This is a genomic window from Paenibacillus daejeonensis DSM 15491 (assembly GCF_000378385.1).
GTDB lineage: Bacteria > Bacillota > Bacilli > Paenibacillales > Paenibacillaceae > Paenibacillus_D > Paenibacillus_D daejeonensis.
This window is the reverse complement of sequence record NZ_KB899674.1, coordinates 1-15,332: the sequence shown is the minus strand read 5'-3', so window position 1 is coordinate 15,332 and position 15,332 is coordinate 1. Positions and strand designations below refer to the sequence as shown.

The following is a 15,332-nucleotide window of genomic DNA, read 5'->3' as shown; positions in this document are numbered from 1 at the left end:
CGACTAACGGTTTCTCAAGTAAATAGAGGAACAAAAGTGTGCTACAGTGGGCCGATGGCGGGAATGCGGACAAATAGAGGAAGAAAGGTAACTTACAGCGGATGAATGGTGAGAGTGCGAGCAAATAGAGCTACAGCAAAGGCCCCCTTGCGGGGGGCCTACTGCAATCAATGCTTCAACAAGTGCGAGAGCTCGCGCTTCAGCGCTAGAAAATCCGGGTGCTCTCGCACATCCGCCGTCCGGCCCTCCGGGAGCTTCACTTCATATTCCGCCGCCAGATGTCCAGGTCCGGTACCCATCACGACAATGCGCTGGGAGAGGAAGATCGCTTCGTCGATATCATGGGTAATGAACAGGACGGTCGTCTTCTCCCGCTCCCACACCTCCAGTAGCATCTCCTGCATCTCCTGCTTGGTCTGCGCATCCAGCGCCCCGAATGGTTCATCCATCAGCAGTACCTTGGGCCGATTCGCGAGGGCTCTGGCGATGGCTACCCGCTGCTTCATGCCGCCAGAGAGCTGCTTGGGATAAGCCTGGGCGAACTGCTCCAGACGAATCACTGACAACCAATGGTTGGAGAGGCTCCGGCGCTCCAAGGTTGGCATCCCTTGCAGCTTGGGCCCGTACTCGATGTTCTCCCGCACAGTCAGCCAGGGGAATAGTGTGTAGCCCTGAAACACCATACCCCGATCTGCGCCGGGTCCATGGATTTCCTCGCCATCGATCAGCAGCTGCCCTTCCGTCGGTTCATCCAGCCCCGCCACCATCCGCAGCAGCGTGGATTTGCCGCAGCCGGAGGGGCCAAGGATGGTTAGAAACTCGTTGCTGCCAAGGGACAGATTAATATCGCGCAGCGCCTCGAAGGTGCTTTTGCGGGAAACATACCGTTTGTGGACGCCTTGGATTTCGATACGGGCCCGGGTAGCAGACTGCTGAACCGGACGCGCCGCTTCCTTAATGCTTGCCTTATCTTCGAAACCCATGTCCTGTATCGACCGTCGTGCTGCCTGGCTCATCTGTGCCACGCTCCTCTCACGTTCTATTCTGTACCCTCTAACTGCTCAGACAATGCTCACTTAGACGGCCGCTAACTCCTCGCCCAGCAGGCTGACGATGAGCTGTCCCGCCTGAACTTCGTCGCCTGGCTTAACGAACACTTCGCCGACGATGCCATCACAAGGCGCATCCTGGCGGAATTCCATCTTCATGCTCTCCTCAATAATGAGGGCATCGCCCTGCGCTACCCGGTCGCCTGGCTGCACGAGCACCCGCCAGACACTACCTGGCATATTGCAGCGCACCGGCACCGCACCCTCGGGCAGCGATTCCTCCCCAGTGGACTCTGGTGCATCATGCACAGAGATGTACTCCGCCAGTCCCTGCGATCGCCAGTTGTCTCGTTCAGCCCGGAAGGCTGTCTGCTGTTGGAATCGAAAACTTTCAACGTCTGCATCGACTCCACGCAGGAACGCCACATATTCGCCAAGGTCAAAGGTCGTCTCCTCGATCTTCGGCTCAAAGTGACCGCGCGGGAAATCCTCCCGCAGCCGCAGCAGTTCTGCCGCCTCCACCGGATAGAAGCGGATCTGATCGAAGAAACGAAGCAGCCACGGCTTGCCCTCCTCAAAGCTCGCTCCCCGATGCAGCTGGTTCCACATCTGAATAGTGCGGCCGACAAACTGGTAACCGCCCGGTCCTTCCATACCATAGACGCACATGTAAGCCCCGCCGATGCCGACGGCGTTCTCCGGCGTCCAGGTACGTGCCGGGTTGTACTTGGTCGTCACTAGCCGGTGGCGCGGGTCCGTCGGTGTAGCCACCGGGGCACCCAGATACACATCGCCGAGTCCGAGGACGAGGTAATTGGCTTCGTAGACAATACGCCTCACTTCGTCTTCGGAGTCCAATCCGTTGATGCGGCGGATAAATTCGAGATTGCTCGGACACCATGGGGCATCCGGCCGGACATTCGCCTGGTATCGCTCGATGGCCAGCTGCGTCGCTGGGTCATCCCATGAGAGCGGCAAGTGGACGATTCTGGAGGGAACACACATGGACTCGATCGGTGGCAAGGCGGCATCGAGCGTCAGCACATGCTCGCATGCCTCCTGGACATTCATCCGTGACGGGTCAATATGCACCTGCAGGGAACGGATGCCAGGCGTCAGGTCAAGCACCGGCAGGATGCCGCTCTCTTGTATGGCTTGCATCAGCGCATGCACCTGAAAACGCAGTAGCAAGTCGAGCTCCAGCTCACCGTATTCGACGAGCAGGTTGGAGTCGCCACTGCAGCGAATCGTCAGCGGGAACCGTCGGCCCTCCCGCTCACTGGCCAACACAGGATAATCTGGCGACAGCAGTCGTTCCGGAGCAATCGGAAGCGAGCTCTCGAATGCTGCATCCAGCGTGGCATCACCCAGCAGCTCCTCATTGGCCTGGGCAGGTGCGAGGCCCTCATACAGGGAACAATCGGCCGGTAGGATCGCTGACTCCAGCTCCTGTAATCCATGCTCTTGTCTCTCCCGCAATTCATCCGCCTCTTCGAGCGTCAGCAGTTGGAACGTCACCGTATCCCCAGGCCGCAGCTGGCCAATCTTCCATAGCTCAGCCGAAGCGGTAGTAACCGGACAGACGAAGCCGCCCAGGCTCGGGCCGTCAGGTCCGAGTAGAATCGGCATGTCGCCGGTCAGATCAAGGGTGCCAATGGCATAGGCGTTATCATGAATATTGGAGGGATGCAGCCCCGCCTCACCGCCATCCTCTCGTGCCCATAGCGGCGCCGGGCCGATCAACCGCACGCCGGTACGCGAGCTGTTGAAATGAATCTCCCATGGGTAGCCCGTCAGCTGTGCCAGATACTCCGGCTGCAGGAATTCGCCGCTGCAATGCGGGCCCGGAATGACGCCCAATGTCCAGTGACGGCTGAAGCCCGGATCGAAGTTTTCCTTGCAGTCCGCCACCGGGGCGCCCGCCTTTCCACCATGTACAGCCAATCCTCGAACGCCTGCCGCTCCAACCAACCGGTCTACCGGACCCGCACTCTCCTGCCCAGTCTGATCAGGCTCTCGAAGTCCACCGTCTGTGCTTGCAGCGGCAAGCGTCCCCCGCCGCACGGCCAGTATATCGCCGGTGCGCAGCGCCCGGCCGCCATGCCCCCCGAAGCCGCCCAGTGTAAAGGTCGATGCACTCCCCAGCTGTTGAGGCATATCGAAGCCCCCGGCGACTAGCAAGTAGGTGCGCATCCCAGCCACTGCTTCGCCCAGTCGGAGCTCCTGACCCTGCTCCGCCTGCACCACGATGTAACGCGGTACCGGAACGCCGTCAAGCGTCGCTGTCATATCAGCGCCGGCCAGACAGAAGCGCATCCGATTGCGGAAGCGATAAGCGCCGCCCCGCAGTGTCAGCTCCAGTCCCGCAGCATTCGGGTCATTGCCCAAGAGACGGTTGCCGATACGGAAGGACAGCGGGTCCATGGGCCCGCACGGCGGCACCCCGACATCCCAGTGTCCCGTCCGGCCCGGCCAGTCCTGAATCGTAGTCTGTACACCCCCGTCAAGCACCTCCAGCGCATGCTCTGCTGGGGCGAATCTCTCCAGCATCGTCGTGTACAATGCCCCACTCCGGCAGCCCGGTTCCGCCAGCAACGCCTCCAGGTAACTCAGGTTGGCCGTAATCCCATACAATCGGGTAGCAGCCAATGCCTCGGTCAGCTTGGCCAGCGCCTCCTCGCGGTCGCGACCGTGGACAATGATCTTCGCCAGCATCGGGTCATAGAGCGTCGTCACCGTCAAGCCGTCACGCACCCAAGTCTCCACCCGGGCACCCGACGGCCACTGCACGGCATCCAGCCGCCCGGCGCTCGGCCGAAACTGCTGCAGACAGTCCTCTGCGTAGATGCGGGCCTGGATGCTGTGCCCCGTTGGCGATGGAACAAGCGTCGCGAGTCCGGTTAGTTCATCGGCAGCCTCCCGCACCATCCATTCCACCAAATCCAGCCCCAGCACTTCCTCGGTCACTCCATGCTCAACCTGCAGCCGGGTATTGACCTCCAGGAAGTAGAATTCGCAGCTGTCCGGATCATAGAGGTACTCGACCGTCCCCGCACTCCGATACCCGGCCTCAGCAGCAAGGCTTCGTGCACTCTCCAGCATTGCCGTCCTTACCTGCTCCGGGAGATTCGGCGCCGGTGTCTCCTCCAACACCTTCTGATTGCGCCTTTGTACGGAGCAGTCCCGCTCGCCCAGCGCGACGACTTCACCGAAGCGGTTGCCGAAGATCTGGACCTCGACATGGCGTGCCCGGGCAATATATTTCTCCAGGAACATCCCACCATTGCTGAAATTGTTCTCCGCCAGGTAGCCTACCGTGTCATAAGCTTCCCGCAACGCAGCCTCGCTCTCACATACCCGCATCCCGATACCACCACCGCCCGCCGTGCTCTTCAGGATGACCGGGTAGCCAATCCGCTTCGCCTCCGATGCAGCCTCATCGACGGAAGTGATCAGCCCTGTACCGGGGAGCAGCGGCACTCCGGCGCGCTCAGCCACTGCCCGGGCCGTATGCTTCAGGCCGAACAGCTCGATCTGCTCTGGCGACGGGCCGATGAAGACGATCCCTTGCGCATGACAGGCCCTGGCAAATGCAGCGTTCTCGCTCAGAAACCCGTAGCCCGGGTGGATCGCCTGCGCCCCGGTCTCGATCGCTGTGCGAAGAATCAGCTCCGCGTTCAAATAACTATCCTTGGCCGGACCCTCGCCGATCCGGATAGCTTCATCCGCACCGTCTACATGCAGGCTGTCTTGGTCAGCCTCCGTGTACACGGCCACCGAGGCAATGCCCATCCCCCGGAGCGTACGCTCGATGCGGACCGCAATGGCCCCGCGGTTGGCGATCAATATTTTGTCGAACATTACCGTTCCTCCTCTCAGTTATCCCAGATCAGCACCCGGATCGGCGTTGGATTGTAGGCATTGCAAGGGTTGTTGAGCTGCGGACAATTGCTGATCAGTGCCAGCGTCCGGCCATGTGACTCCAGCTCCACATAACAGCCCGGTCCAGAAATGCCATCCGCAAATTGCAGCTCCCCGGCTGGCGTCACTGGCACATTCATGAAGAAGTTGATGTTGGGTGGTAGATCCCGCTTACCATACCGCTCACTTTGCTTGGCAAGCTCCAGCAGAAAGGTGTCCCGGCAGTTGTGCATCGGCAAGGTATCATGAGCGTACCGGACCGTGTTGCTCTCCGCGGAGCAGGCGCCACCCAGCGTATCATGACGTCCACAAGTGTCCGCGATGATCGTCAGGAGCGGCTTGCCTGACTCGGCCCGCAGCACCGAGCTTGTCGTCAGGTAGATTCCACCTTGGCCCGCAATCGTTCTTGTCACGCTGTAATGATCATGCGGATGTTCCGCATCGTAGAACAGCGTATCTGCTGCCTGGTTGCCTTCAACGTCAATAATGCGCAGCACCTGACCGGGCAGCAGTTCATGCGACCACCCTTCCCCTGCCGGTACGGTAACATCAAGGATGGCATCCTCTGCCTTCCGCTGACTTTCTTTCTTTGCTAAGCTTACTCCGTTCATCCTTCATCCGCTCCTTTTCAGCTGCTCTTCAGACGGTTATACAGCCAAGTATTCTCGTAGGCTCTCCGGTTCTCCGGACGCTTCTCGACCCAAGTATCGCCGACTTTCGTCCGCTCTGCATCCCGCACCTCCAAGGTGATTGGAACGGATGGGTAGCTCGCAGAACGGTCCAACGGGTGAGGTGTATTCGAAAGAACCAGCAGGATATCCATCTCCGTACGCAGCGTTACCGTAGCGCCAGCTGCGCAATGGTCTGGAACATGCTGCAGTGTGCCCGCTTCATCGCAGACGGCTTTGGAGAACAGGTTAACGTTAGGCACCAGGTCCCGGGGACCCAGTCCGGACTTGCTCAGCTCCACAAGGAAGTTATCGCGCCCGTTCATCAGCCGATTGTTGCGGTGCTCCTGGTAGCTGGTCCTCCCGTAGGCCTCCTCGATCTCCGCAGCCGCCGAGCAGCCGCAGATCGTGTCGTGCCATCCCACTGAATCTTCGGTGATAGCTGCCAATACCCGTCCATTATCCGACATGAGCACCCGTCCCTGTGACAGATAAGCGGTATACTGAGCCTTGAGTGAATCCGACATGCTGTAGCGCTCAGCAGGATCATTTGCCTGGTATAACAACATCGAGAGATTGGCCCCACTTTCCGTTGCGGTAAAAATTAGCTCTTTGTCCTTGCCGATGATGCCCGACCATTTGGCCCCCGGCACCAGCGTGAGGGTTAACGATGAAGACGATACGACATGCATGGTCATTCCTCTTTTCTGAATAGTAGTCAGAATAATCAGTTTATTATCGGGTGAAACAGGCCGCTATGCCCATGGAAACATCCGCTTGTTCAGGTAAGCCATGATACGGTCCGTTATCAGTCCCAATAGCCCGATGACGATCAGACCGACGAAGATCTGCTCCGTGTTCAGGAAGCGCTGCGCCTTCATGATGGTGTAACCCAGTCCGCTATTGACAGCCACCAATTCGGCCACCACGAGATACGTCCAGGCCCAGCCCAGTATCAATCGCAGCGTATGCATCAGCTGAGGACGGATGGCTTTGATCAGTACCGAATCGATGGCTTGCCAACGGCTGGCTCCCAGCGTGAAGGAGGCATGCAGCAGATCGTGCGGGACGCGCCGGGTCAGATCAGCGACCATGAGGACCAGCTGGAAAAAGCACCCAATGAAGATCAGCAGAATTTTGGAGCTCTCGCCGATACCCGCCCACACCATGATGAGAGGGATAAAAGCAACGGCAGGCATATACCGGATAAACTCCATCAGCGGCTCGATGAATGCTTCGCTATACTTGAATGTTCCAGCCAGTATGCCAAGCGGAATACCGATTGCACAGGCAAGGGCAAAACCACTGAAGACGCGGAAGACACTAATGCCGATATGTCCCCAATACTCCGAGCTGCCCAGTTGGACGAAGAGCTCTGTCAACACCGCCTGCGGCGGCGGCAGAAAGATCGGATTGACCACACCCGATGTACTGAGGAGCAGCCACACCCCGATTAGCAGAACAAAGGAAGAGATCGCGGTAAGAAGAAAGGCCTGCGGATGAATAGCCTTGTAGATTTGCAAGCGCTGGGGCGCGCGTTTTTTGACGCCGGGCTCCATCGCTACTCCCTCCCTGCGGCTTGCACGAATGTCGGATCCAGGAAGCTCTCAAAATCGTCAATCTCATCAATCATGTCGAGGCTGTGCAGGAACGCAGCCGTCTTCTCGGCCGTGTAGCTAAGTGAGGTATACGAATCACCCGGCTGGAACGCCGCGAGATTCTCTTCAATGCTGAACAGACGAATGCTGTCGATGCCCAGCTCAAAATCCTCCGGCGTCGTCTCGGCCTGCTTCGCCAACAGCTCGATGACTTCCTCACGGTTGTCTTCAAAATAAGCCAGCCCCTCAAACCAGGCATCGACAATCTTCTGAATGTCCTCCGGCCGTTCTTGCACGACCTTCTCCTGGAAAACCAGCAAATCAGGAATGAGTCCCGGCACGTCCGCGGAGGAGAACAGCACCTTGCCTTGCCCCTCATTGACGGCCTTAGTCTGGAACGGTTCCCAGAGGACGGAAGCATCGGTATTACCAGCGATAAATGCCGGTCCCGCATCATTAACGGTCATATTCACGAAGTTGATGTCCCGCTCTGTCATGCCGTGCTGGTCTAGTGCGGTCAGCAGCAGCAAGTGGTCGACCGTTCCCAGCTCTGTAGCGACTGTCTTGCCCTTCAGGTCAGGTATAGTCTCGAATTCCGGCCGGCTCACAATGGCATCGCCCCCATGCGAGTTGTCATTGACCAGCACGGCCTTCAACGGAATGCCCTTGGACAGTGGCGCCAGCGTGTCGCTGAGTGTCTGGCTGTTGGCATCGACCTTGCCAGTCGCGAGCGCCTGCAGCGAGTCGCTATAGACGGGGAAGAACTCCAGCTTGACCTCGACCCCATGCTTTTCAAAAAATCCTTTCTCCTGAACCGCATACCACATATACCAGCCCGGCCATGGACTGAGTGCAATCGTTACCGGATCGCTACTGCCCCCGTCAGATGTTCCACTGCCTGTCGTTGAACTACAGCCCGCCAGCAGCAGCATGACCGCCAGCATCCCCATAATTACACGTTGCCGAGTATTTCTTCCCATTCGATCCCTCTCCTTTGTCTCTGTTTCTTTGGGGACGGAAATAAAGAAAAGCCAGAGAGATCGAGTGATCTCCCTGGCTTTTATCCGTCCGTGTTATACAGTGCCGACCGCCATCCCATAGGCATGCCTGAACTGTACGCTAGTCTCTCGGACCTGGCCTGACCAGATAGCGGCGAAGCCTTAAGCCTTTCACCTGCGGTCAGCGGAACCCTAGACAGCTTTGTTGTTCCCAGAGATGGAGCTACGGGAACCCTGATTCATTTGTCAATATACCTGACATCTGACTATAGTATACGTACAACATGGAATACTGTCAATCCAAATGTAAGGTTTATTTACATAAAAGTAATCAAGTTGTGGAGACGTCAAAAAACGGCTGCCTCCACAGGCAGCCGCTTCGGTGTTGAACTATTCGGTTTTAGATTTATCACTCTGTAAATCATCCGATTCGGAGGGCAGTTCAATCCATTTCGTAGACCATTCAGAGATTTGCTCCATCAACGGGGCCAGCTCTTGGCCTTTACTTGTTAAAGCATACTCAATGCGTACCGGTTTCTCCGGATATACGGTCCGCTCGATGATCCCTTCCTCCTCCAGCTCCTTCAATCGCTCTGACAATACTTTGCTGCTAAGATTGGTTAGAGAATTCTCGATCGCGACAAATCGTTGAGGGCCCTCTAACAATTGATAGACGATCAACGTCGTCCAGCGCTTGCTCAGAATCTCGACAGCTCGCTCAAACCGGGGACATATTTGCATCCGTTGCATCTCTTATCACCTCTAGGTTCTATTGTACCGAATCCTTGGCAATTACACAACGAAATAAAGTTACTTGACGGAAGTTTATTTAAAATATATTATAGGTTACATAAAGTAAGTGAAAATGATTTGGCAAGGAAGGTGGCTTCTATGCTTCAACCTCATACACTCGCACTGCTGCAAGACAAAATACAGACGGTCGTCTCCGATACGTCATCCCTTATCCTGGTCGGCCCGATCAAGCTCCCCGTCAATCTGGATGGAGATACGGTTATTTTTCAATGGTATTGCTGGCTTCCGGTAGAAGATCCAGAAGAAAGAGAAGCATGCCGTACCGCCAGTGCCGAATCGCTGATTCGTCGCTTGTCCTCCCTGAATCTGGCGGAAAGCCAGCAATCCAGCGTGTTGGTTTACGGTGATTTTGAACATGCCCAGGATTCTCTGATTCGCATGCACAGCATCTGTCATACCGGAGACATCTTCGGCAGCAAACGTTGTGACTGTGGGTATCAGCTGCACCAATCCATGAAGATGATGGTCCAGCATGGCTCTGGCGCATTGTTCTACCTGGCTAACCATGAAGGACGTGGGATCGGGTTGTTCAGCAAGGCCATGGCCTACATCCTGCAGGAAAATGGCTTGGACACCGTTGAAGCCAACCTGGAGCTGGGCTTCCAGGATGATACACGCAGCTATGCCGATGCCATCCACATCTTGCAGCGTCTGCGCCAGCTGCCGGTCAGCTTGATCACGAATAATCCCAAGAAATTAGACGCCTTGCGCTCTGCCGGACTGAATGTCAAAGACCGGGTTCCGCTCTGGGGGGACCAGTCCGAATATAATAGCCATTATCTTCAGACGAAAATCGATCGCTCAGGACATTTCTCCGATCCACACCACGGCCACGACCCGCTGCAAACGATGCTGCAGGCGCACTGATCGTTTTCTTATAGAAAGGCGGCTATCCAGTTGGACAGCCGCCTTTTTCTTTTGGCCTGGAAAGTCTATCTATCAGCGTTGGCCAATTTCGTGAATAAATCGTGGAACACGGCGTCTCGGTCAATGTAGCGCACATAACGGATCAGATGACGTGAGGCATCCAGACTCCAACGGTAATCGTCGGATAGGACCGGACTTTGGAGGAGATGCGAGGGCACCCGCTCAGGATCCACCAGCCAGGCGATCACCGCAATATCCCAGATGACTCGGGAATACGCAAAATGATCGTCCCGACTCTTCTCATACGTATCATAGAGATAGGCTCCAATTGCACCGACAGGTCGCACATAGTCCCTGACCTCCGACAGCGTCGTCCGTAGATTGGATGCAACCCCCATGCACGGAATGAGCACCAATGGCACGCCACAGTCGAGCACCGTTCTGGAAGCGTACACATCTTGTGCCAAGTTAAACTCTCGCGTATCCGGCCATTCCAGCGCATGCCCACCGAGCCAGATCACTACGATTCGATCAATAATTGCGGGATTCATCACAATCGCGCTTGCAACATTGGTAATGGCGCCAATGGCTACAACATACAACGGTTCATCCGGTGTAGCGGCCATCGCCCGTTCAACCAGATTGCTCGCGGCATCGCTTTCAACAAACTGGTCAGCTGCCTGCATATACCCTTTCGAGCCACGATAGACCGGAATTTCCTCCCGCTTCATCAGCTTCAGAATACGCTTAATTTCCTCGTAGCTTTTCTCCATTCCATCCTGTGGTCCGCTTGACAGCTCGTTATAGAACGGGGCTGCATAGAGGGCTTGCAGTTCGATTTTTTCAGGTGACAGCAGCGTATAAATGACGGCGAATTGATCATCAATTTCATTAAATGTATCTGTGTCCAACACCATGCTCACCTTGCCCTGTGGCGCCTCCAGCTTGCGAACCAACTGCTCTGCGGACAATCTCGGATAACGTCCCGTCATCATGTTCAACCTCCGGCTAATGAAATAAGTATAATTAACTGGCTTTAACACCATGGTATACTAACTTTATTGTATCTGAAATTACATATTTGCAGTAGTGGAGACGTTCATTAACGAATATTATATGCACAAAATCGACTTTCACTCGCTGGCAGCTCAGACTGGCTATAGCTATGATTGCTTCCGGCATGTGTTCAGAAATAAGACAGGCATAGGCCAAACCCCTGGGCGTTATAGGGAGGAACAAAACTAGGCACTAATGGTTAAAACCAAAACCACCGTCGATTCCAATAATCTTGGGATCAACGATGGTTTTTGTTGGCTGTAACCTATACGATTCGATGGATCGACCAGACAATCCCTGGAGTAGTCCCACCAAGGTTCAGCGAAACAGCCAATCCATTGGACTCATAAAATAATCCAATTACATCACCCGCATTAAGCAATACATCCCCCGCCAATGTGACTGTCCCGCTGCCCAGTACAGCGCGGAGAGTCAGAAGTAGGAGAATATTAACATTCAAGATTGGAAACAGCCCGTTAATCAGATCTGTTACAGGCGCCGATATGCGACGGACAGCAAAGGATGGATTGACACCTGGTCCCAGTGAAATGGTGAGTGCAGCAGTCGTTGCGTAATTAATGGTGGCCTGAATGGAGTACCTGCCGGTCACCGGAACGGTGAAGTTTCCTGTCACCGTATCAAATCCGCCACTATTAAAATATGGGCTCGTAACCGAAATTTGGTAATCTGCGTTGAGGTTGAAATACCTGATACGCTGCCTAAAGCCGAGAATCCATCTACGGCCACCAACGGCCCTGTTGGTCCAGTCGGGCCCGTTGGGCCTGCCGGTCCTGTGGCGCCGGTTGCGCCTGTCGAGCCCGTGGCTCCCCCTCCGGTAGGGCCGGTTGGACCTGTAGCTCCAATTGCCCCCGTTACACCTGTCGCGCCAGTTGCACCGGTTGCTCCTACTCCCGTTGCGCCTGTAATCCCAGTTGCCCCGATTGCTCCAGTTGCACCGGTGACTCCCGCGGTGCCCGTTGGACCGGTAATTCCTGCGGCTCCCGTTGGACCTGACGGACCGGTGGCGCCGGTAACACCTACTGCTCCAGTAGCGCCGGTTGGACCGGTTACGCCGATACCTGTCGGGCCTGTAGCTCCGACTGCACCTGTCACTCCGGTTGGACCGGTTACTCCAGTGGATCCCGTTGCCCCTATTGCACCGGTAGGACCGGTAGGACCGGTTGCGCCTACTCCAGTTGCTCCTGTCACTCCAGTTGGACCTGCTGGGCCTGCTATACCGGTCGCACCTGTTTCACCAGTGACGCCAACTCCTGTGGGGCCCGTAACTCCAGTTGGACCTGCTGGGCCTGCTATACCGGTCGCACCTGTTTCACCAGTGACGCCAACTCCTGTGGGGCCCGTAACTCCAGTTGGACCTGCTGGGCCTGCTATACCGGTCGCACCTGTTTCACCAGTGACGCCAACTCCTGTGGGGCCCGTAACTCCAGTTGGACCTGCTGGGCCTGCTATACCGGTCGCACCTGTTTCACCAGTGACGCCAACTCCTGTGGGGCCCGTAATCCCAATTGCCCCTGTTGCTCCAGTTGGACCGATGACTCCCGCGGTTCCAGTTGGCCCTGCTGGTCCAATCGCACCCGTAGATCCGACAGCCCTAGTCATACCCTCGGCTCCAGTCGGGCCTATGGGACCTGTCGCTCCGGTCGGGCCAGTTGCCGAAAGCTTACTTTCGATTTGTACGTTAGCCGAACCGCTGGTAACTAGGATGTCCAATGTATCCGATTGTAAATTTAAACTCTCCCCTAAGCCCACTATAGCGCTTCCTGTTGTCCCTGTGACGGTAAACAAGGCATCACCCGGTCCGAGCCCGCCCGTCGGACCGGCAGGACCTGTAGGTCCAGTTGGCCCCACAGAAATGGGGGTAGCAAGAATAGCTTCTAGTTTATTTTGCAGCAGCCATTCCTGTTTTGTTAAATCTCGAATGGTATTTCTCACACTTTCATTGACTGACAAAATATCGCTAATCGTAGCCCCTGGGCTTGTCAATCCTGGTAGCGTGCCAAGGACATATTGAAGTTTTTCCCCTTCGGCATTAATAATATGGCTCAGTCCGAGTTCCTCTAGAGCAATGGACGATAGTAGAAGGTTGATGGCATCATTTCTGTTTATACTAATAAGAGGTGTAATATTGGGAAGATTAGATTGTGACATTTGTTATCCTCACCCCTTACTCCAATCTTAGTTAGTTCTTAAAATATAACCGTACATTATCATATACCTTTCACACCCCTCATGTTCCATTTCTCTGCCAATTAAGGTAAGGGTCTAAGCACAAATAAGACCATACTTGCTGTAGCGGAAATATGGCCAAAAAAAACACTGACCACTCCTAAGAGCAATCAGTGTTAAGCCTTCATAGATGATACCGGCGAGAGGACTCGAACCTCCACGGGTCTCCCCATTCGATTTTGAGTCGAACGCGTCTGCCATTCCGCCACGCCGGCATGTTATTTACTTTTCTCTTTACATAAAAAAAAGATGGCGCGCCCTAAGAGATTCGAACTCCTGACCTTTTGATTCGTAGTCAAACGCTCTATCCAGCTGAGCTAAGGGCGCAAATATGAAGGTTGTGGAGGCGCCACCCAGACTCGAACTGGGGGTAGAGCTTTTGCAGAGCTCTGCCTTACCACTTGGCTATGGCGCCAAAAAGATGGAGCGGAAGACGGGAATCGAACCCGCGACCCTCGCCTTGGCAAGGCGATGCTCTACCGCTGAGCCACTTCCGCATTAATGGCTGGGGCACTAGGATTCGAACCTAGGGGTGACGGAGTCAAAGTCCGTTGCCTTACCGCTTGGCTATGCCCCAACAATTTTTGATTGTTGTAGTTTGTTAAATGGGGCGATCGATGGGACTTGAACCCACGAGTGCCGGAGCCACAATCCGGTGCGTTAACCCCTTCGCCACGACCGCCATAATAACAAGATATTCAGTTGGCAGGGGCAGCAGGAATTGAACCCACACTAACGGTTTTGGAGACCGCTGTTCTACCTTTAAACTATGCCCCTAAGGTAAACTGGTGGAGGATGATGGATTCGAACCACCGAACTCAGAGAGAGCAGATTTACAGTCTGCCGCGTTTAGCCACTTCGCTAATCCTCCATGTGGTGCCGTCGAGAGGACTTGAACCCCCAACCTACTGATTACAAGTCAGTTGCTCTACCAGTTGAGCTACAACGGCGTATGCAATTCCAGTTAAAACATTGATGGTGGCTCGGGACGGAATCGAACCGCCGACACGAGGATTTTCAGTCCTCTGCTCTACCGACTGAGCTACCGAGCCTTATCATGAGTATTAAATGGCGGAGCTGACGGGGATCGAACCCGCGATCTCCTGCGTGACAGGCAGGCATGTTAACCGCTACACCACAGCTCCACATGATTTCTCGGATAAACTCCGAAGGTAAGTTGGTTGCGGGGGCAGGATTTGAACCTGCGGCCTTCGGGTTATGAGCCCGACGAGCTACCGGGCTGCTCCACCCCGCGTCGTTAAACAAAATATGGTGGACGCTGAGGGGATCGAACCCCCGACCCTCTGCTTGTAAGGCAGATGCTCTCCCAGCTGAGCTAAGCGTCCATTTTTTAGAAGCGACATTTAATAGTATACCTTAAAAGTGCTGCTAAAATCAAGCTTTTTTTGATTTCTTTTTAGAAAAAGTTGGTGACCCGTAGGGGATTCGAACCCCTGTTACCTCCGTGAAAGGGAGGTGTCTTAACCCCTTGACCAACGGGCCATGCTGTTATCCGGGGCCCCCGAAAAGTAATCGGAAACTCCTTCTTAGAAACGACTTCACTTTTTGGGGTGAAGTGGCGGAGAGAGAGGGATTCGAACCCTCGAGACGCTTGTGACGCCTACACGATTTCCAATCGTGCTCCTTCGACCAAACTCGGACACCTCTCCATATTGGCTCCCCGAACAGGACTCGAACCTGTGACAACTCGATTAACAGTCGAGTGCTCTACCAACTGAGCTATCAGGGAACGTAGATCAGTAGTATAAGGCATTGCACCTTAAAAACTGGATGCGAATCAAGCATGGTGTATCTTAGCTGAGGTGTTATTTAGGATAAGCCCTCGACCGATTAGTATCCGTCAGCTGCATGCATTACTGCACTTCCACCCCGGACCTATCAACCTGGTCGTCTACCAGGGGTCTTACTTGTTGGGAAATCTCATCTTGAGGGGGGCTTCACGCTTAGATGCTTTCAGCGTTTATCCCGTCCGTACATAGCTACCCAGCGGTGCTCCTGGCGGAACAACTGGTACACCAGCGGTACGTCCATCCCGGTCCTCTCGTACTAAGGACAGCTCCTCTCAAATTTCCTACGCCCACGACAGATAGGGAC

At 55.2% G+C, this 15,332-nt stretch carries 10 protein-coding genes, 16 tRNA genes, 1 rRNA gene and 1 pseudogene; 1 reads left to right on the top strand and 27 read right to left on the bottom strand.

Annotation, left to right across the window (positions count from 1 at the left end):
- Positions 1-167: 167 nt before the first annotated feature.
- The 7 genes from F556_RS0128135 to F556_RS0128105 all read right to left on the bottom strand — a co-directional run bounded on the left by F556_RS0128135 (position 168) and on the right by F556_RS0128105 (position 8,984).
- Positions 168-1,016, bottom strand: coding sequence for an ABC transporter ATP-binding protein (locus F556_RS0128135; protein ID WP_020620336.1), 849 nt, complete (start codon positions 1,014-1,016; stop codon positions 168-170).
- Between the two features lie 60 nt (positions 1,017-1,076).
- Positions 1,077-4,910: an urea carboxylase gene (uca, locus tag F556_RS0128130; RefSeq protein WP_020620335.1), complete on the bottom strand. Its 3,834-nt coding sequence runs from the start codon at positions 4,908-4,910 to the stop codon at positions 1,077-1,079.
- Between the two features lie 14 nt (positions 4,911-4,924).
- A complete protein-coding gene (locus F556_RS0128125; protein ID WP_020620334.1) occupies positions 4,925-5,581 on the bottom strand; it encodes an urea amidolyase associated protein UAAP2 in 657 nt (218 codons plus the stop codon).
- 17 nt (positions 5,582-5,598) lie between these two features.
- The gene (locus tag F556_RS0128120; protein WP_020620333.1) at positions 5,599-6,330 is read right to left on the bottom strand and encodes an urea amidolyase associated protein UAAP1; all 732 of its coding nucleotides are present in this window, start codon (positions 6,328-6,330) and stop codon (positions 5,599-5,601) included.
- A gap of 63 nt (positions 6,331-6,393) precedes the next feature.
- Positions 6,394-7,197: an ABC transporter permease gene (locus tag F556_RS0128115; RefSeq protein WP_020620332.1), complete on the bottom strand. Its 804-nt coding sequence runs from the start codon at positions 7,195-7,197 to the stop codon at positions 6,394-6,396.
- Between the two features lie 2 nt (positions 7,198-7,199).
- Positions 7,200-8,216, bottom strand: a complete 1,017-nt coding sequence (locus F556_RS0128110) for an ABC transporter substrate-binding protein (RefSeq protein ID WP_020620331.1) — start codon at positions 8,214-8,216, stop codon at positions 7,200-7,202.
- Between the two features lie 408 nt (positions 8,217-8,624).
- On the bottom strand, positions 8,625-8,984 hold the full coding sequence (locus tag F556_RS0128105) for a winged helix-turn-helix transcriptional regulator (protein WP_020620330.1): 360 nt from the start codon (positions 8,982-8,984) through the stop codon (positions 8,625-8,627).
- A gap of 141 nt (positions 8,985-9,125) precedes the next feature.
- Between F556_RS0128105 and F556_RS0128100 the strand changes: the two genes are divergently transcribed.
- Entirely contained in the window at positions 9,126-9,914 is a 789-nt protein-coding gene (locus F556_RS0128100; protein ID WP_020620329.1) for a GTP cyclohydrolase II, read from the top strand.
- A 65-nt stretch (positions 9,915-9,979) separates the two neighbouring features.
- Here F556_RS0128100 and F556_RS0128095 read toward each other — a convergent pair whose 3' ends face one another.
- From F556_RS0128095 to F556_RS0128005, 20 genes and pseudogenes are all read right to left on the bottom strand, one after another.
- Positions 9,980-10,909, bottom strand: coding sequence for a nucleoside hydrolase (locus F556_RS0128095; RefSeq protein WP_020620328.1), 930 nt, complete (start codon positions 10,907-10,909; stop codon positions 9,980-9,982).
- Positions 10,910-11,235: 326 nt separating this feature from the next.
- The gene (locus F556_RS39345; protein WP_083938155.1) at positions 11,236-11,604 is read right to left on the bottom strand and encodes a hypothetical protein; all 369 of its coding nucleotides are present in this window, start codon (positions 11,602-11,604) and stop codon (positions 11,236-11,238) included.
- An 80-nt stretch (positions 11,605-11,684) separates the two neighbouring features.
- A pseudogene (locus F556_RS39305) lies at positions 11,685-13,139 on the bottom strand (alpha-helical endospore appendage domain-containing protein); the annotation flags it as partial.
- A gap of 212 nt (positions 13,140-13,351) precedes the next feature.
- Positions 13,352-13,432 (bottom strand) — tRNA-Leu (locus tag F556_RS0128085).
- A 35-nt stretch (positions 13,433-13,467) separates the two neighbouring features.
- Positions 13,468-13,544, bottom strand: a tRNA-Arg gene (locus F556_RS0128080).
- 14 nt (positions 13,545-13,558) lie between these two features.
- Positions 13,559-13,632, bottom strand: a tRNA-Cys gene (locus tag F556_RS0128075).
- Positions 13,633-13,639: 7 nt separating this feature from the next.
- Positions 13,640-13,714: transfer RNA gene (locus F556_RS0128070), tRNA-Gly, on the bottom strand.
- A 5-nt stretch (positions 13,715-13,719) separates the two neighbouring features.
- Positions 13,720-13,794 (bottom strand) — tRNA-Gln (locus F556_RS0128065).
- A gap of 29 nt (positions 13,795-13,823) precedes the next feature.
- Positions 13,824-13,899, bottom strand: a tRNA-His gene (locus tag F556_RS0128060).
- 21 nt (positions 13,900-13,920) lie between these two features.
- Positions 13,921-13,994: transfer RNA gene (locus F556_RS0128055), tRNA-Trp, on the bottom strand.
- A gap of 9 nt (positions 13,995-14,003) precedes the next feature.
- Positions 14,004-14,088 (bottom strand) — tRNA-Tyr (locus F556_RS0128050).
- 3 nt (positions 14,089-14,091) lie between these two features.
- A tRNA-Thr gene (locus F556_RS0128045) sits at positions 14,092-14,167 on the bottom strand.
- Between the two features lie 26 nt (positions 14,168-14,193).
- Positions 14,194-14,269: transfer RNA gene (locus F556_RS0128040), tRNA-Phe, on the bottom strand.
- Between the two features lie 17 nt (positions 14,270-14,286).
- Positions 14,287-14,362: transfer RNA gene (locus tag F556_RS0128035), tRNA-Asp, on the bottom strand.
- Positions 14,363-14,395: 33 nt separating this feature from the next.
- A tRNA-Met gene (locus F556_RS0128030) sits at positions 14,396-14,472 on the bottom strand.
- Between the two features lie 15 nt (positions 14,473-14,487).
- Positions 14,488-14,563 (bottom strand) — tRNA-Val (locus tag F556_RS0128025).
- An 82-nt stretch (positions 14,564-14,645) separates the two neighbouring features.
- Positions 14,646-14,720, bottom strand: a tRNA-Glu gene (locus F556_RS0128020).
- A gap of 74 nt (positions 14,721-14,794) precedes the next feature.
- Positions 14,795-14,887 (bottom strand) — tRNA-Ser (locus tag F556_RS0128015).
- A gap of 4 nt (positions 14,888-14,891) precedes the next feature.
- A tRNA-Asn gene (locus F556_RS0128010) sits at positions 14,892-14,967 on the bottom strand.
- An 81-nt stretch (positions 14,968-15,048) separates the two neighbouring features.
- Positions 15,049-15,332 (bottom strand): 23S ribosomal RNA (locus F556_RS0128005); the annotation flags it as partial.